Origin of the sequence: Streptomyces sp. NPDC094147, from assembly GCF_044764265.1 — a bacterium.
Classification (GTDB): Bacteria; Actinomycetota; Actinomycetes; order Streptomycetales; family Streptomycetaceae; genus Streptomyces.
The window spans coordinates 1-16507 of sequence record NZ_JBIWHT010000058.1; the positions used below are offsets into that span (position 1 = coordinate 1).

The 16507-nt window shown below is 69.9% G+C and carries 20 protein-coding genes and 1 pseudogene; 11 read left to right on the plus strand and 10 right to left on the minus strand.

Going from position 1 to position 16507, the window contains the following annotated elements:
* The first annotated feature begins 167 nt into the window (after positions 1 to 167).
* From ACIQ8J_RS34915 to ACIQ8J_RS34925, 3 genes are all read left to right on the plus strand, one after another.
* Positions 168 to 1292: an SGNH/GDSL hydrolase family protein gene (locus tag ACIQ8J_RS34915; RefSeq protein WP_403608128.1), complete on the plus strand. Its 1125-nt coding sequence runs from the start codon at positions 168 to 170 to the stop codon at positions 1290 to 1292.
* Positions 1293 to 1925: 633 nt separating this feature from the next.
* A complete protein-coding gene (locus tag ACIQ8J_RS34920; protein ID WP_403276547.1) occupies positions 1926 to 2174 on the plus strand; it encodes a hypothetical protein in 249 nt (82 codons plus the stop codon).
* Between the two features lie 186 nt (positions 2175 to 2360).
* A complete protein-coding gene (locus ACIQ8J_RS34925) occupies positions 2361 to 2654 on the plus strand; it encodes a hypothetical protein (protein WP_403276545.1) in 294 nt (97 codons plus the stop codon).
* 97 nt (positions 2655 to 2751) lie between these two features.
* On the opposite strand, the gene ACIQ8J_RS34930 is transcribed toward ACIQ8J_RS34925, so the two are convergent.
* The 3 genes from ACIQ8J_RS34930 to ACIQ8J_RS34940 all read right to left on the minus strand — a co-directional run bounded on the left by ACIQ8J_RS34930 (position 2752) and on the right by ACIQ8J_RS34940 (position 4631).
* Positions 2752 to 3201: a hypothetical protein gene (locus tag ACIQ8J_RS34930; protein ID WP_403276544.1), complete on the minus strand. Its 450-nt coding sequence runs from the start codon at positions 3199 to 3201 to the stop codon at positions 2752 to 2754.
* A 390-nt stretch (positions 3202 to 3591) separates the two neighbouring features.
* Positions 3592 to 4296, minus strand: a complete 705-nt coding sequence (locus ACIQ8J_RS34935; protein ID WP_403276543.1) for a cation transporter — start codon at positions 4294 to 4296, stop codon at positions 3592 to 3594.
* Positions 4296 to 4631: an ArsR/SmtB family transcription factor gene (locus ACIQ8J_RS34940; protein ID WP_403276540.1), complete on the minus strand. Its 336-nt coding sequence runs from the start codon at positions 4629 to 4631 to the stop codon at positions 4296 to 4298. Before ACIQ8J_RS34940 ends, ACIQ8J_RS34935 begins: the two co-directional genes overlap by 1 nt.
* Before the next feature lie 127 nt (positions 4632 to 4758).
* Here ACIQ8J_RS34940 and ACIQ8J_RS34945 point away from each other — a divergent pair.
* From ACIQ8J_RS34945 to ACIQ8J_RS34980, 8 genes and pseudogenes are all read left to right on the plus strand, one after another.
* Positions 4759 to 4986, plus strand: a pseudogene (locus tag ACIQ8J_RS34945) (heavy metal translocating P-type ATPase); the annotation flags it as partial.
* A gap of 189 nt (positions 4987 to 5175) precedes the next feature.
* Positions 5176 to 5634 carry a Fur family transcriptional regulator gene (locus tag ACIQ8J_RS34950; RefSeq protein WP_403276538.1) on the plus strand — a complete coding sequence of 153 codons (459 nt, stop codon included), beginning with the start codon at positions 5176 to 5178 and terminating at the stop codon, positions 5632 to 5634.
* Positions 5622 to 5852: a hypothetical protein gene (locus tag ACIQ8J_RS34955; RefSeq protein WP_403276537.1), complete on the plus strand. Its 231-nt coding sequence runs from the start codon at positions 5622 to 5624 to the stop codon at positions 5850 to 5852. Before ACIQ8J_RS34950 ends, ACIQ8J_RS34955 begins: the two co-directional genes overlap by 13 nt.
* A complete protein-coding gene (locus ACIQ8J_RS34960) occupies positions 5853 to 6893 on the plus strand; it encodes a CobW family GTP-binding protein (RefSeq protein ID WP_403276536.1) in 1041 nt (346 codons plus the stop codon).
* Complete coding sequence (locus ACIQ8J_RS34965) at positions 6890 to 7915, plus strand: WD40 repeat domain-containing protein (RefSeq protein WP_403276535.1); 1026 nt, start codon at positions 6890 to 6892, stop codon at positions 7913 to 7915. The genes ACIQ8J_RS34960 and ACIQ8J_RS34965 overlap by 4 nt, the downstream gene beginning before the upstream one ends.
* A 29-nt stretch (positions 7916 to 7944) precedes the next feature.
* Positions 7945 to 8355 (plus strand): (2Fe-2S) ferredoxin domain-containing protein, encoded by a 411-nt coding sequence (locus ACIQ8J_RS34970; protein ID WP_403276555.1) that lies wholly within the window; start codon positions 7945 to 7947, stop codon positions 8353 to 8355.
* A complete protein-coding gene (locus tag ACIQ8J_RS34975; RefSeq protein WP_403276534.1) occupies positions 8342 to 8749 on the plus strand; it encodes an ArsR/SmtB family transcription factor in 408 nt (135 codons plus the stop codon). The genes ACIQ8J_RS34970 and ACIQ8J_RS34975 overlap by 14 nt, the downstream gene beginning before the upstream one ends.
* 101 nt (positions 8750 to 8850) lie before the next feature.
* Entirely contained in the window at positions 8851 to 9150 is a 300-nt protein-coding gene (locus tag ACIQ8J_RS34980) for a hypothetical protein (protein WP_403276532.1), read from the plus strand.
* 106 nt (positions 9151 to 9256) lie between these two features.
* Here ACIQ8J_RS34980 and ACIQ8J_RS34985 read toward each other — a convergent pair whose 3' ends face one another.
* From ACIQ8J_RS34985 to ACIQ8J_RS35015, 7 genes are all read right to left on the minus strand, one after another.
* Complete coding sequence (locus tag ACIQ8J_RS34985; protein WP_403276530.1) at positions 9257 to 10012, minus strand: class I SAM-dependent methyltransferase; 756 nt, start codon at positions 10010 to 10012, stop codon at positions 9257 to 9259.
* Between the two features lie 85 nt (positions 10013 to 10097).
* Entirely contained in the window at positions 10098 to 11309 is a 1212-nt protein-coding gene (locus ACIQ8J_RS34990) for an aminotransferase class V-fold PLP-dependent enzyme (RefSeq protein WP_403276528.1), read from the minus strand.
* Positions 11310 to 11316: 7 nt separating this feature from the next.
* Positions 11317 to 12660, minus strand: coding sequence for a pyridoxal-phosphate dependent enzyme (locus ACIQ8J_RS34995; protein WP_403276526.1), 1344 nt, complete (start codon positions 12658 to 12660; stop codon positions 11317 to 11319).
* On the minus strand, positions 12650 to 14143 hold the full coding sequence (locus ACIQ8J_RS35000) for an alanine racemase (protein WP_403276525.1): 1494 nt from the start codon (positions 14141 to 14143) through the stop codon (positions 12650 to 12652). Before ACIQ8J_RS35000 ends, ACIQ8J_RS34995 begins: the two co-directional genes overlap by 11 nt.
* Positions 14144 to 14373: 230 nt before the next feature.
* Entirely contained in the window at positions 14374 to 14790 is a 417-nt protein-coding gene (locus tag ACIQ8J_RS35005; RefSeq protein ID WP_403276523.1) for a Fur family transcriptional regulator, read from the minus strand.
* Entirely contained in the window at positions 14790 to 15629 is an 840-nt protein-coding gene (locus tag ACIQ8J_RS35010; RefSeq protein WP_403276521.1) for a metal ABC transporter permease, read from the minus strand. The genes ACIQ8J_RS35005 and ACIQ8J_RS35010 overlap by 1 nt, the downstream gene beginning before the upstream one ends.
* The coding region (locus ACIQ8J_RS35015; protein ID WP_403608130.1) for a metal ABC transporter permease at positions 15626 to 16507 on the minus strand (882 nt) is incomplete at its 5' end. The genes ACIQ8J_RS35010 and ACIQ8J_RS35015, both read right to left, overlap by 4 nt.

Here is a 16507-nt window from a genome sequence, read left to right on the forward strand (position 1 = left end):
TATCCAGCACCACCCCGAACTCATCGACGGCTGCCTCACCGAAACCGGGCTGGTCCTCACGCCACACCCGACATGAACCCGAAAGGGTCAGTAACGGAGTCCTACTAAGACTGTGCGGAAATTTGACCATCCCGTCACTCACACGTGTGGCGGTATGTTGCTTATTTATGGGGTTGGGCAGCATTCGTCGGAGTCCCTGCCAGCCTTGGGGCGGGTACACCGACGAGGAGGTCACTTTGCCCGGTCGACGTTCGTCACGCCGCCTGCTGCGCAGTTCGGCGATCGCTGCAGCCGCCGCGTCCTTGCTCGGCGTGGGGCTGTCTGTCGCGGTCGCCGCACCGCAGTCCCATCCGGCGCGCGCGGCGTCCAAGCTGGACGATCCCAAGTACGTCGCGATCGGTGACTCGTTCGCCGCCGCCGGGTCCATCGAGCCGCTCGACCCGACCGACGAAGCCTGCGGCGGACGGTCGCTGAGGAACTATCCCCATCAGGTGGCCGAGGCCAAGGGCTGGGACATCACCGACACCTCGTGCAACGGGGCGACCCTCAAGAAGGGTGTCTGGGGGTCCGGAAGGGGTGGCTTCTGGGAGTCCATCGACGGCGGGCGAACCCCGGCGATGATCGACGAGGTCAACGCCGACACGAAGTACGTGACATTCCAGATGGGAGGCAACGACAGCGGAGTCAGCAACGCCTTCCTCACCTGCATCAATGACGGGACCGACCGCGACTTCGGCGGCACCGGCAGGGGTAACGACCCCCAGGGCACCTCGTGCAAGGATCGCTCCGAAAACGGCGAGAGGAACTACCAGTTCGACATCCCGGGGGCACAGGAAGAAATCCAGAAGGCCCTGCTGGAAATCCACAAGCGGGCTCCGCAGGCCCAGGTAGCGGTCGTCGGCTACCCCGCAGTCATCCCCCAGGACGTCACGCGGTGCAACTTCTACACGGATCCCATCCCCTTCCTGAGGAACGGGCTCGGGCCGGTCTCCCACGGTGACCTCGCGTGGCTGCGGGGCAAGTTCGAAGCGTTCAACGCAAGCGTCGAGGACACCGTCACCGGGCTGGCCGCGAAAGAGCCCAACTTCGCTGTCACCTACGTCAACACCTACGACCACTTCAAGGGGCACGAGCCCTGCCAGCCCGCGTCCCCCAACCGGTGGATCTGGCCCGTCCCGGCCCCCAAGACCAACCCCGACTATGCCTTGTGGGGCGCGGCTCACCCCAACGAGTACGGGCACAACGAGCTGGGCTATCTGGTCTCCGCAGCCCTCCCCATCGCCAAGCGATGACGCCCCGCTGACCTGGCCACCCCCGCAACCCCGGCGGCTGGTATTCCAGCCGCTCGCACTTCATGTCTGACGGGCTGTCGGGTTGCGGGGTTCGGTCACGGCCGGTGAGTCGTCGCTTGCAGTGATGCCGGCGGGCGCGTGCTTGGCGGCGTCGTCGCCAGGTCGACCACGGCAGGTGGAAGGCCATGCGACGGGCGGCCAGGGTAGTGGGCAGGTCCCGTGGCCGTCCGGGCGGTGGCGGAAGAAAGAGAGGGCTCGGTGTTGATGCCGAGCCCTCTCGTCGCGCTGGTGGATCGTGGAGCCAGCAACACGCACGGACTTGACACAGAAGTGTCGTAGGAGACCCCCTCGATGGGGCGCAGCTGGGCGGGGGTGACCCAGACCCGCTATTCGACCGGGGCGACGCCCTGTTCGGTCGTCTGCCACGCGGGAACCGCAATCCAGTACATCCAGGCATGCGGCGTCTGACGCCTTTCGAAGAAGCGCCCCTGGACGGTCTGCTGGAGCCGCACGAGGACACCGCCTGCCCCCCTCCTCGCCCGCAGACGCGGGGGCCGGAGCCACTGCCATTGGCTCCGGCACCCGCCGCGTGACTGTAACCGGGGGCGCACTGCTCAGCGCATGATGATCGCTATGACCACTCGCGACCCCGACCAGCCCACCCCGCCGTCCCAGGCCGAACTCTCCGAATCACTCGCCGGATCCAGCTGGCCGGAGATCCTGGCCGCGACCGGCCCCATCGCCACCGCCGTGAGCACGGTGGGCAAGGCGTACATCGAACAACGCGGCGAGACCCGCCGCGCCGAGATCAACGCCGGTGTCGAGCGCGAGCGCATCCAACACTCCTCGCCGCCTCCCCCGGACAACAGCGGCGCCGCCTGAACCGACCACCCGGCCCGTGCCTGACGCGCCGGCCTGGTGGGGTCCGAACCCACCGCCTGATCACCGGTGTTGCGCCCACCAGACGGCACCTGCGCCCAACCCGCGAACGCTGTCAGGACGGCCGTTCCCGTGGCAGGGTGGGGCGCGCGGTGAGCTGTCGCGTCTCGCCGCCGGAGAGGAGCCAGGGTGGCAGCGTTCGACCGCGAGCCGGCGGAGGTGCGGATACCGCGCGCGGCCCTGGACGCCCTGGCCGCGGCGCTGAGCGTGCGCACGGTGGCGATGCGCACCTGGCCCGACGGCATCGAGTGGATGTACCCGATGGGGACGTGGGAGGAGCCGCACCTGGAGCTGGCGCTCATGCCCGGCGGCGACGAGGTGTGGCTGCGGATGTCCACCGACCGCTCCAGCGTCGCCGTGTGGCCCATCGAGCAGTGGCTGGACTTCGCCGGACAGCTGCCCGGAGCCACGCCTCCCGACTGAACTCGCCCGGAACAGGTGGCTACGGCTGCTCACTCAGGCCCGGGACGGGCACGCGGTGGATCAGGCGGGAGTGCAGAGTTGGCCTGCGGCTGTCCCGCTACCTCGTCTGGTCGCGCTGGCGCCGAAGTTCCCTGATGCGGTCCTGCGTGGCCAGCAGCCAGCGGTTCTCCTCCGCCAGCGACAGTCCGGCGCCCGCCTTCAGCTTCTTCGCCTGCTGCTTCGCGGCCCGCCGCTGCGCCCCGAACGCCCGGGTCTTCTTTTCGCACTCCGGGTGCACCGGCTTGCCGCGGCAGGAGCCCTGTTCCCGACTGCCCCACACTTTCCCCTCGATCGCGTCGCGGCACATCGCGCACACGGCCGGGCCCCGGCGCCGCACTGCCGTGAGCGCCTGCTGTGCCGTTTTCGCCGGCCGGACCTCCACCGATCCGTCGGCCCGCGTCACGGTCACCGGTGAGGCTGGGGCCACGGCGTACGAGCGCAGGTCGTCCGGGGTTGCCCGGTGCTGCTGCCCTTTCCTGCCCCCACGGACAGGGATCTTGCTGCTCATGCACGGCAGCGTAAGGTCCGCCGGGTGCCACGCCATATGTCACACGCCAACACGCCGAATCCCGACGGCGACGAGGCGCCCTCGGCAGGCCGTCCTGGCCAAGGGTGGCCTGGGGATGGAGTGATGGCGCTTCCCTCTAGCGCCTCACCTCGCGTTCCTTGGTGTGGCCATGGTCGTTGAGTTCACTCCCCCGGTCGCCGGACCGCGGACTCCCTCTCACCTCCACGCCACCCCGTCCCGTACGGCGACTGCACCTCACAGTCGGGCATCGAGGTCCGGCGCGGCGAGGTGTACGCGACGGCCACCGCCTCGCGAACGGGCCGCGATCCGCTACGCCGACGCCGCCAGAGAGCTCCTCACCACGTCGCTCGAACTTGACTGAACGGAAGGTCAGTTGCAGCAAACACAGCCCGGACGGCAGCCGCACGCATCGCTCTCGACAGCCGGAGCCGTAACGGCCGGAACCGCGCAGCATCCGTCGCCCCGCCAGGCATCCCACCCCTCCTTGACCGCCACGGCGGCAATGACCAGCGCGGCGATCGGATCGGCCCAGGACCAGCCGAGCAGGGTGTTGGCCAGCAGGCCGGCCAGCAGCACTCCCGACAGATAGGTGCACAGCAGGGTCTGCTTGGAGTCCGCGACGGCCGAGGCAGAGCCCAGCTCCCGCCCGGCCCGCCGCTGGGCGGCGGACAGGAACGGCATCACCACCAGGGACGCCGCAGCGAGCACGATGCCGGGAAGGGAGTGGCCGGCCTTTCCGCTCCCGGCAAGGGACCTCACCGCGTCGACGCCGACATAGGCGGCCAGCGCGAAGAACGAGACCGCGATGATCCGCAAGGTGGTCTTCTCCCGCGCCTCGCGCGCGGCGTGCTCACGGGCGGAGAACTGCCAGGCCACCGCCGCTGCCGAGGAGACCTCGACGACGGAGTCCAGGCCGAAGCCGATCAGCGCGGCTGATGAGGCACGAGTCCCGACGGCTAGAGCAACCGCGGCCTCGATCACGTTGTAGGTGATCGTCGCGGCCACCAGCAGCCGTATCCGGCGGGTCAGAGCATCGCGGCGAGCCGCCGGCGGACCGAGAGCGATGGCGGCCATCAGCAGCAGCCCTTCTCTTCGGCCTCGCCACAGGAGCGGTCCGCCTCGACGGCCACGACGGCAGCGCGCAGGTCGTCGAGAGCGTGACCCAGACGGGGGTCGGCCAGCTCATAGCGAGTACGCCGCCCGACCGGGACAGCCACGACCAGCCCGCAGTCCCTCAGGCAGGCCAGGTGGTTCGACAACCGGGTGCGCGAGATCCCCAACTCGTCAGCCAGGTCGGACGGATGGGCCGGGGCTTCGCGAAGCGTGAGCAGCAGTCGGCAGCGGATCGGGTCGGCGAGCGCGCGGCCGAACCGCGCCAGCACCTCGATCTCGGAGGCAAGGGTCAGCACCCACATGACAGTACACGAGATCGTGAATTCAGAAAATCGTGGACCACGACGCAGACAGTGATCACCCACACTCCCGCCCACACGGCAGGGCACTCGAAGTCGCGCGAACCCACACACTCACCCTCGGCGAGCCCGACTCGCCACCACCCCCACCGCCGTCACCCTCTCCCGGCATGCCCATCGTCTGATGATCCAGAATCCGGTGATCGCCTCGGCCTTCATCACCGGCCTGGTCGTTTGGGGCCTCGGCAGCAACCTGCCCCCGCCGCTCGGCATGCTCGGCCACGAGGGCCCGACCGTCATCGTCGGCCTCAACGGCCTGCGGCTGCCACGCGAGAGCGCTTGGCATCGCGCCCGTACGAACTGCGCTCCACAGGATGGAAATTGGCATTACGGACGAGGCCGCCAACTCCAGGGAGGGGATTCCACCTCCCCCCCGGGGGCTCCGAGGCGAGTACTCGCGCCATGTGGACATGGATGTCATTTTCATCTAGCGTAATTCCGTAAGGCCCGACCCCGAGTCGCACAGTGGGGGTGATCTGTCATGGTCGGCCGTCCGACCTGGCAGCGCGTCGCCGTCCTGCGCGCCCTCGCGGGATGCCGCGATTTCGCGTCGGCCCAGGAACTCCATGCCCTGCTCGCCCTCACCACGGGCCCCGTCGGACTGACCACCGTGTACCGGGCGCTGCGCGAGCTGGAGGTCGCCGGCCTCGTCGATCTCGTACGCGACAACGCCGGAGAGCGCCTCTACCGGGTGCGGCCGGCTGACGGACACCGCCACTACCTCATCTGCCGGTGTTGCGGCCGCAGTTGGCCGGTGGAGTCCGAGGTGGTGGAGGCGTGGGCCGACCGGGTCGGGGCGGACGCCGGTTTCGTCGAGGTGGAGCACACCGTCGAACTCACCGGCGTCTGCGCCACCTGCACATCCGCCGCCGATCGAGGAGATCCGCCATGCCGCTCGGAGCCCGCGTACCGGGACAGAGCCCGCAGTTGCGCGAACTGAAGGAGGCCGTGCGCCGCACGCTCGGCCTGGACGAGGACACCGCCGTGGTGATTCGGCAGCTCGCCTGCACCGAGCCGGGCTGCCCGCCGCTGGAAACCGTCATCGCCGTCCTCCCGATGGACGGACCCGCCCGCCGCTGGACCCTGCACCGCCCTGCCGACCTGATCACCGGCGACGACCTGAACGCTCTGCTGAGCACCGCACCTGAAGGAGCCTGAATGACCAGTCCGCAATCCCACGTCCAGCCGAAATCCGAGGAGTTGCGCGACGAGCGGGTCCCGGTCACCGTGCTGACGGGGTTCCTCGGCTCGGGCAAGACCACTCTGCTCAACCGGATCCTCACCGAGCAGCACGGGCTGCGGATCGCCGTCATCGAGAACGAGTTCGGCGAGGTGGGCATCGACGACGCGCTGGTGCTGGACGCCGAAGAGGAAATCTTCGAGATGAACAACGGCTGCATCTGCTGCACCGTGCGCGGGGACCTGATCCGCATTCTCGGTGCGCTGATGCGCAGGCGGGAGAAGTTCGACCACATCCTCATCGAGACGACAGGCCTGGCCGATCCGGCGCCAGTCGCACAGACCTTCTTCATGGACGACGAGATCGCCGCCCAACTCCGGCTCGACGCCATCGTCACCCTCGTCGACGCCGGGCACGTGCTGCAACACCTCGACGAGGTCAAGCCCGACGGCGTGGAGAACGAGGCCGTCGAACAGATCGCCTTCGCGGACCGGATCGTGCTCAACAAGACCGACTTGGCCGACGATGCGACCATCGTGGACGTCGTCACCCGCATCCGGGCCATCAACAGCGGTGTGCGGATCATCCCGGCCCGGCACGCGCAGCTGGATCTCCAAGAGGTGCTGGACGTCGGCGCGTTCGACCTGGATCGGGTGCTCGCCGACGACCCGTCGTTCCTCACCGAGACCGAGCACCAGCACGACACCACCGTCACGTCGGTCGGCATCGACCTGCCCGGCGAGCTCGACGAGGACCGGCTCAACCGCTGGCTCGGCACTCTGCTCCGCACCAGGGGCGTCGACATCTTCCGCTCCAAGGGCATCCTCGCCATCGCGGGCGCCCCCAAGCAGTACGTCTTCCAGGGTGTGCACATGCTCCTGGACGGGGAGTTCGGGCGGGACTGGCACGAGGACGAGCTACGCCGCAACCGGCTCGTCTTCATCGGTCGGAACCTCGACCGCGAGGGCCTTGAGCGTGGTTTCGCCGAATGCCTGGCCACCGCGGGGGCGGTCGCGTGAGCATCACCGCTGCCGATCAGGAGCTCTCCGTGGCCTGGGAGTTCGCCGTCGACGACGCGCCCGTCGCGCTCAGCGCGCAGGGCGACCTGGTGGCCGTCGCCGGGGCCGAGGGGACGGTCAGGGTGCTGGCGGCCGGCATCGAGATCGGTGGCTTCGAGCTGCCCGGCGGCACGCTGAATGTCCAACTCTCCCCGGATGCACGCCACTTGGTGGCCACCGGCCCCATGGGATATGCGCTGTGGCGGCACGAGGACGGGTGCACGACGGTACGGGAGACGGGCACCTGGTCGTCGGCGGCCGCCTGGGCTAACGACGAACGGGTCGCGGTGGCCTCCGGCCGCCGCGCCCTCGTACTGGGCGCGGACGGCGAGGAGTTGTGGTCCGCCGAACCCGCCGCATCGACCGTCACCGATCTTGCCTGGATGCGTCAGGGGCGGCGCCTTGCCGTGGCCGCGTACGGTGCCGTACGCGGCCACGAGCGGCACACCGAGCAGCCGGTCGTCACTTACCCCTACCGCGGCTCCCACCTGGCACTCGCCGTCGCACCGACCGGACGCTGGATCTGCAGCGGCAACCAGGACGCGTCCATCCACATCTGGCGCACCCGCGATGGTGACGACCTGACCATGTCCGGCTACCCGGAGAAGGTCTCCCGCCTCGCCTTCGACGACACCGGGTTCTGGCTGGCCGCCGACGGCGCGCCGGACGTGACCGTCTGGGACTTCTCCGGCAAGGGCCCGGCCGGTAGCGCGCCCCGCTCGCTGCGCTGCCACGAGACGATCACCGCGTTGGCCTGGCGGCCCGGCGGTGCCGCGCATCTGGCCAGTGGCGGCGATGACGGGACGGTCGCGCTGTGGCGGGCCACTGCCGGACGGCCCGAGTCCCGGCTGCGCCCGCTCCGCACCCTGGAGGGCCCGTCGGCAGTCGCCGCGCTCGCCTGGTCGGGCCCGCACCTGCTGGTCGTCTGCTACCGGGACGGCCTGGTACGGGCCCACCGCCTGCCCTTCCGAGACGCACTGTGAGCGGTGCCGCCGACAGGCGTACGGCCGTCATCAGCGCCGCCCGCGTCCGGCCGTGCACCTTGCTGGTGTGCCGGGGCTGCTGCTGCGGCAATCCGCGCAAGCACCCCGGCACCGATCACCAGGGGCAGCTGGAAAGGCTGCGTATCGCCGCTGCCGACCCAGCAGGTCGCTTCGCCGTCCGGACGACGGATTGCCTCGGCCCCTGTGACCAGGCAAACGTCATGGTGGTCCAGCCGTCCACCCAGGGACGGCGGCGCGGCGGCCGGGCGGTCTGGATCGGCTTCGCCATGGACGACAGCTTCACGGACGACCTTCTGCGCTGGATCGCCCAAGGGGGTCCTGGCGTGGCGGCTCCCCCGCCGGCCCTGGAACTCCAATTCATCCGCGCGCCCGGCGCCGAGAAGACCCGGGCGCGGGGGCGCCGCCGTGCACGCGGATGAGGCAGGCGCCCGGCTCGCCGGGTGCCCGGACCACCCGGCGCCTGTTGCCGTACTCGGCGCCACCGCAACCGCTCCCGCCACTCATCTCGACGCCGCCACGGCCTCGGTCGTGGCGGCCACTCTCCAGGCCCTCGCGACTCCGTCCCGCCTGCTGATCCTCAGCAGGCTCCGGCGCAGCCCGCACCCGGTCACGGAACTCGCCACCGCGATCGGCATGGAACAGTCGGCCGTCTCCCATCAGCTGCGCCTGCTGCGTGCTCTCGGTCTCGTCGTCGGGCACCGCGATGGCCGTCGGATCGTCTACAGCCTGTACGACACGCACGTCGCCCAGCTCCTGGACGAGGCTGTTCACCACATCGAGCACCTGCGGCTCGGACACCACGGCACGGCATGATTCCGGCCGTCCTCTCCTGTCGCACTCGCACCAGCGAACGCGCGAGAGGACACTTGGACCTGCGGGGGAAGCCGGAAGAGAAGAAAGGCGAGGAAGTCGAGATGACGACCGCCACGCACGTGCCGCACACCGCGCACACCCACGAACACGGCAGCGGCTGCGGGCACGTCGCCGTGCCTCATGGCGACCACATCGACTATGCGCACGACGGCCATCTGCACCGTGTTCACGACGGCCACGCCGACGAGTGCGAACCCGCCGGCCACACAGTGCACCAGAACCACGATCACCGGCACGCGCCGGGTTGCGGCCACGTCGCCGTCCCGCACGGGGAGCACGTCGACTACATCCACGACGGCCACCGCCACGCCGACCACGAGGGCCACTGGGACGACCACTGAGAATCGTCAGCTGCTGCTGTCCCGCCCGGCCGGACTTCTCGCAGGCTGAGTAGAGGCCGAGGCGACTCGTGTTCGTCCAGAGTTGCGGGCAGGCCGACGCGGGCAGCTATCGGATGGCGACGAGAACGAAGTCGCCGCCGAACTGCCAGACCGTTGTCACGTCCTCGAATCCCGCCTGTCGGAGCAGATCGACATGGTGGGACAGCGTGAGGGCGTTATTGGGGATGGGTGACGGCTGCCGCCTGGGGCGGTCGGGGAGGAGACCGGCCAGTTCGGGGTCTTCCTCGGCCGCCATCCACCAGGACTCCCAGTCCTCGTGGGCGGACAGCCGTTGCCGCTCGCTCCGGCGCAGGCCCACGTGCCGGACGATCTCCGCGGTCCTGCCGTCGACCGGGCGCAGTCCGTCGCTGTTGACGAGTACGCCGCCGGGGCGCAGCAGCGCGGCAAGGTCCTTGTACGTCCGGCTCAACGCGTCCGTGCCGAGACAGTGCAGCGCGGTGGCGGAGACGGCGGCGTCCAGCCGGCCGTCCAGTCCCAGCGCGTCGGTCCAGCCGTCCTGCCCGATCTCCGTCCGGACGAAGCGGGCGGCGGACGCGTGGTGGGTCCGGCCCAGTTCCAGCAGCAGCGGGTCGGTGTCCACGGCGACGATGGCCGCGTGCGGCAGCCGCCTGGCGAGCCGTGCGGCCAGCGATCCCGGGCCGCATCCGAGGTCGGCGACAACGGGCTGCGCCTGGCCGGACGTGACGTGTTCGACCACATCGGCGATCACGGTGAACCGCTCGTCGCGGTCGAGCGCGTACCGCTGTTGCTGGTGTTCCCAGCGTTGTACCCATAGCTCGGCCGTCGCCATGCTCAGCCCCATCCGGCCGTGCCACCCCTGCCGTCTCGCACCCAGTCTTCCGGATCACCCCGACCCTACAGGTGGAAACGGTTTCCATTCGCGTATTTCACTCCAACGTGGCCAGAACGGCGAGGAGTTGGTCGATCTCCTGAGGGGTGTTGTAGACGTGCAGACTCACGCGCACCGATTCCTGCCTCTCACCGGCGCTGCCCTGGCAGAGACTGTCGGAGCGGACCATGAAACCGTGGCTGAAGAGGATGAAGCCGAGGTCACCGGAGTCGATGCCGCGGTGCCGGAAGGTGACGATGCCCTGGCGCTGCTGCACCTCCGTGTCCGCTGCCAGGCTGTGCTGGCAGCCGAGGATCTCGTACGCGGGCAAGCCGCGCAGTCCGTCGGTGAGGCGGGCGGCCAGAGCGCGGGCCCACCGTTCGATCCTGTCCGTCCCTGCGGCGTCCAGCCAGTCGAGCGCCGCCCGCAGGCCGGCGATGCCCGTGGTGTTGGGGCTGCCCTCCCATCCGACGGGTGCGAACTGCGGTCCACGGGCGTTGCGGGCCCAGATGACGCCCGATCCGGGCAGGGCCAGGGTCTTGTGGCCGGAGAAGACGGCGAAGTCCACGTCGAGTTCGGTCATGGACACCGGCAGGTGGCCGACGCTCTGGGCGGCGTCCAAGCAGATCGCCACGTGGGGGCCGACGATCTGGCGGATCCGGTGGATGTTCATGTTGGCGCCGTAGACATGGTGGACATGAGAGGCCGCGACGAAACGGGTCCGCTCAGTGATCAGTCGGTCCAGCGCCGCCAGATCGTAGTCCCCGGATCCTGGTTGGTACGGCATGGGGCGGACCAGGACGTGGCTCCCTTGCCGGGCCAGCAGGTCCCGTGCTTCGAGCCACGGCAGGATGTTGGCCTGGTGGTCGGCGAACGGGACGATGATTTCGTCTCCGTCGTCGAGGAAGGGGACGAGCCAGTCGCGTGCGACGGTCCGCAGCCCTTCGGTGGTCCCGCTCACGAAGTGCACACCGGAGTGCTGCCGGTCCGGGTCGTGCAGGAACTCCTTGATCCGCTGCCCGGTCTCCCGCACCAGAGAGGTCGTTTGGTTGGCCCAGGTGTAAGTGCCCCGACCCGCATTGGCGTTGGTGGTGGTGAGGTAGGCGTGGACAGCGTCGAGGACGGCCTGCGGCTTCTGCGTCGTCGCCGCGCTGTCCAGGTACATCACGTCCGGATGGCCGGTGATGATCGGGAACTGGGCGCGGAGGGCCAGGTGCCACTCGTGCAGCTCGGCCAGCACAGCGTCGGCAGGGGCTTGTGTGCTGCGCAAGGCGGCCTCATTCCCTCACCAGGGGGGCGCCCGCGTCGCGCCAGGCGATGATGCCGCCGCGCAGGCTCCGCACGTCGGGATGGCCCATGCGGGAGAGCAGGGCTGCATACCTGGCGGACTGCTCGCCGACCGGGCAGGCCAGCAGCACCGGCCGGCTCTTGCTGAACGGCAAGCCTGCCCGGACGAGTTCGCCGAACAGCTCGTCGACGATGTTGAGCGAGCCCTCGATGTGCAGTGCTGCGTAGGCGAACGGGCTGCGCAGGTCGACAACCAGCGGGCGGTCCCGGCCGATCCACCGCACGGCGTCTGCCACATCAATGTCGGATGCAGCCGACAGGTCCGCGTCGGACAGGTCGGCGAGGGAGTTCTTCCGGGGCGGCCGGCCCAGCAGCTCGGGACGCCGCTCCCGCACGTAACTGAGATAGCTCTCGATCCGGTCGCACACGATGAACACGGCGGTCCTGCGGCCCTGTTCACCGTCGTCATCCCGCTCCGCGAGCTCGGCATCGGCCGCGCGCAGATGGCGAACGGCTCCGAAATAGGCGGCTCCGGCCGTGGGGCCGGCCAGCAGGCCGCACCGCCTGGCCAGGGTCAGCATGCCGTCGATGGCCTCGTCAGCCGTGACAGTGGCGATCGTGTCGTACACGGCCGGATCGAACAGACCGACCTCCTGTACCTCGTCGATGGTGCGGATCCCGGGGATGAAGTCCGACTTGTGCGCCACCAGCCCCACCACGGCCACCTCCGGGTGGTGCTCCCGCAGCACCGCCGCGACGCCCGTGGACGAACCGGCGGTGCCCACGCAGGCGATGAAATAGTCCGGGGCACGGCCGTCCAGATCCTTGATGATCTCCGGCCCGGTGCCCGCCACATGCGCCTGGGTGTTGAGGGCGTTGAAGTACTGGTCCGTGTACACGTACGTGCTGCCCGGCTCGCTGAGTGTCTGGTGGAAGAGGGTCAGCGGGTCGTCGGTGTTGGTCGGGTCGAGGCATTCGGTCTGGCCGGGCAGTTCCTCGACCTGCGCGCCCAGCAACAGCAGCAGGTCCTTGATCTCCGGGATCCGCATCCGGTTGGTGACGGTCTTGAACGGCACTCCGTGCATGCCCGCGATCACGGCCAGGGCTTTGGCGGTGTTCCCGCTGGACAGCTCCACCACCGTATGGCGGTGCTCCATGGCCGCGCTCAGCCCCGGCCGCACCATGTTCCACGCGGCCCGGTCCTTCACCGAACCGAACGGGTTGAGCATCTCCAGCTTCGCGTACAGGTCGATGCGACGCAGGCCGTGCACAGCCGGATCGATACACAGAAGCGGGGTGTTACCGATCGCGTCGGTGATGCTGTCAAGCCTCATGCCCGCCCTCCCGCTGCATATCCGGCCAGTACTGCTCGTCCAGGCACCACCGCCAGGCCCCCGCGTCCGGCCCGTCCTGCCAGGCGGCGACCTTGCGCGCGACGGGCTGGTGCTGCGCCTGATCGGCGCTGAAGTCCATGAAGTAGCCCGCCGTATTCGCGAACCCCAACAGGTCACCTGGCTGCGGCAGATACGGCAGGAAGACCATCCGCCGCGTGATCAAATCTGCCTCCAGACACAGGTTGCCGGCCAGGTACACCCCGACCGGCTCGGCGTCCGCCGCCGGTTCACGCCCCCTGCCCCGCGGAACGATCACCGGATCCATCAGGACCCCGTGCTCCTCAAGACCGACGTCGTCGGCGTTCGCCTCCAGCCGCACCATGCGATCCCCGGACCCCGTACGGCGCACCTCCAGGACCCGCGCCAGGGTGAGCCCGCACTGGTCGACCAGCGCCCGGCCCGGCTCCGTATAGAGGCCGTAGAGGCTCTCCAGGAGCGAGACCGCCAGCGTGTGGCCGAGGATCGGTGCGGGCTGGGACAGCAACGCGTCGAGGTACCGCTCGGCGGCGACCGGACGATGGGCCGGATACAGCCCGAGTGCACCGGACAGCATCCCGGCCTCGTACCGCAGGCCGTATCCGTGCCGGCGCCAGGTCAGGGCCTCACGTTTCCCCATCACGGCCTGCGTGAGCTCCGTGGTGTACCGGTCCCACTGCCCGCCGTCGGCAAGGTAGTTGACCCCGAAGCCGCCACCGACATCGATCACCTGCGGCTCAAGGCCGCGATTGTGGCACTCGTTCATCACCATGACGCAGCCTTCGAGCGCCACGGCCTTCTCGGCAAGGCTGGTCGTGTCCAGGTGATACCCGACACCCGTCAACTCCACGGCATCCTTGTGCCGTTCCACCGCCTTCAACAGCCCGTCCAGCTCCGCCACCGGCGTCCCGAACCGGCTCTGCCTGGTCAGCAGTCTGACGCCCGGCGAGGAGAACGTCGACAGCCGCAGCAGCACCCGGACCCGGGGCAGGTCGTACCACCGCACCAATGCGGCGAGATCGTCCAACTCGCCACGGCCGTCCACGTTCACCGTCACGCCACTGCGGGCCGCGAGCCACAGGAACTCCGGGCTCTTCGGCCCCGTCGCCATAATCCGGCCGGGTGTGAAACCCGCCCCGAGAGCGTGTTGCAGCTCGCCCAGCGAGGCGACGTCCATCCCCGCGCCCGTTCCCGCACCTGTGGCGGCGAGCCGCCGCACCAGGGAACTCGACCTGTTCGCCTTGTGCGCGAAGAAGACCTCACCGCTCAGACGGTGCCTGCGATAGACAGCGCGGAAGCGCGCCAGATTCTCGGCGATCTGGTCCGGAAGCACGATGTTGAGCGGCGACCCGAGCCCACCCACCAGCGTCTGGAGGAAGTCGGCCGACCCCAGCAGCAATGCCAGCCGGGGCTCCAACCGCGGCTCCAGATATAACGGGACCACCATCCTCCGAGGCTCCTCCCCCGGTGCGGGACCAGAACGCCGCGCCGACGGAACCCGATCACCGACGGCACGCCAACGGGTGTTCGGGTATACCCATTTCCATCCCGACGGCGCTTTACGCCCTTCTCCGCCGCAGACCGGGCCGGGCCCCGGCATCGACCGGGGCCTCGCCCGACTCCGGCACCTCCTGAAACGGCCGCGATCCGACAGGATGGAGCACGCTCGGCAAGTGCTCAGCTCGTGCGGCAGTCGGGGCAGATGCCGGTGAGTTCCAGGGTGTGTTCGACCTCGTCGAAGCCGGAGGACCGCGCGATGCGGTCGGCCCAGCTCTCGACGTCATCGGCATCGATGGGCATGCCAAGGCCGCAGCCGCGGCACAGGAGATAGTGCCGGTGTTCGGCGGCAGGCCGGTGCCGGAAGAGGCGTTCGCCGCCCCGTGTGCGTACGACGTCGGCGCGGTCGGCGGCCGCGAGGGCGCCCAGGGTGCGGTAGACGGTGCTCAGGCCGATGCGCGAGCCGGATTCCTGCAGGGCGGCGTGCAGCGTCCGGGCTCCGACGAAGCCGCCGGCCTCGATCAACGCCTGGAGCACCGTGGCGCGTTGGGCGGTCCGTCGGCCGATCAGGCTGACGTCGTCGGCCGGGATGGTCATCACGCCTCCGCCGGCCTGACGCGGGGAACTCGCCGGGTGCGCACCATGACGAGCACGGCTGCGTAGACGACGGTGGCGACCGTCATGATGGAGAAGCTGGGCGGAAGTTGGGGCGCGGCATAACTCAGCGCGAGCCCGGCCCACATGTCCGCGACCGCGAGCCCCGCCGACAGAGCGAGCCCGCGGTAGGGGCGGTCGGTGAGGCGATGAGCTGTTCCGGCGGGCGCGGCGAGCAGACCGAGCAGCAGCAGCGAGCCGACCACCTGGGTGGCTTCGGCGGCGGTGGCGCCGACCAGGGCCAGGAAGGCGATGCCGAGGACGCGTACCGGCACCCGCCGCGCGGCGGCCACCGCCTCGTCGACGGAGGCGAACAGCAGCGGCCTCGCCAGGGCGAGCAGGGCCAAGCAGATCCCGGCCGCTACGGCTGCCGCCAGCCACGCCTGCCCGCCCGACAGGCCGAAGATCGAGCCGAAGAGCACGGTGACTCCGGCGGTGCCGTTGGCCGCGCCCCGGGTGGTGTAGAGGGTGAGGAAGAAGGCGCCCAGGCCGAGGATCCAGGAGAAGACGCTGCCGATGGCCACGTCGTCCGCCCGGCCGCGTCCGCCGAGCGCGCCGATGACCACCGCGAGGAGCACCGTCGCGCCGAACAGGCCGAGGCGCAGGTCCCAGCCGACCGCGAGCGCGCCCAGCGCGCCGGCGAAGGCCACATGGCTGAGGGCGTCGCCGGTGAACACCTGGGCGCGCAGCACCAGGAAGTGGCCCGTCAGGCCCGCCGCGAGGGCGATGGCCGTGCCCGCGAGGAGGGCGTGGGTGAAGTAGGGGTGGGAGAAGGCGTTCACCCGGCACCTCCTGGCAGTGGTCGGCGTCGTCCGGCGGCGGTCAGCGCGCGGCCCAGGCGGGCCGCCACATAGGCGGCGAAGGCGAAGGTCGTCACGTAGAACCCGATCGGATACGCGGAGTAGTACGCGGTGATCAGCCCGGCCCACGTCACCGCGACGGCGATCACCACCGAGGCGAGCAGACCGGCGGCGGGCCGGGCGGTGAGTTGCTGGGCGGTGGCGGCGGGCATGACGAGGAGGGCGAACACCAGCAGGGTGCCGGTGATCTGGCCGGCCTCGGCGGTGGCCACGCCCAGCAGGAGCAGGAACGCGACGGACAGGGTCCGCACCGGCACCCCGCGCCCGGCGGCCACGTCGGGGTCCACCGATGCGAACAGCAACGGCCGTCCGATGACCGTGAGCACGCCGATCGCGACCGCGGCCACCACGGCCAGCACGGCCACCTGGGCGGTCGTGATGCCCAGAAAGCTGCCGAACAGCAGGGAGTTGATCCCGCCCAGGAACCCTTTGTAGAGGGATACGAAGAGGAAGCCACACCCGAGCAGGAAGGCCTGGACGGTTCCGGTGAGCGCCGATTCCTGGCCCCGGCCGCCCTGCCCTGCCCGCGGGATGGCGGCGATCGCGAGGGCGCCCGTGATGCAGAACGCGAAGTAGCCGAATCCGGCACTGATCCCGAGCAGGGTGGCGCAGGCCGCGCCGGGGAAGCTGACCACGGCCAGGGTGTGCCCGGCGAAGCTCTGCTTGCGCAGCACCATGTACCAGCCGATGACGGCGGCCAGTACCGCGACGACGGTGCCCGCCCGGAAGGCGTTGACCATGAAGGGGAACGCCCAGATCTGCTGGAGGTCGGTGACCGGGTTCCATGACCAACCGGCTTG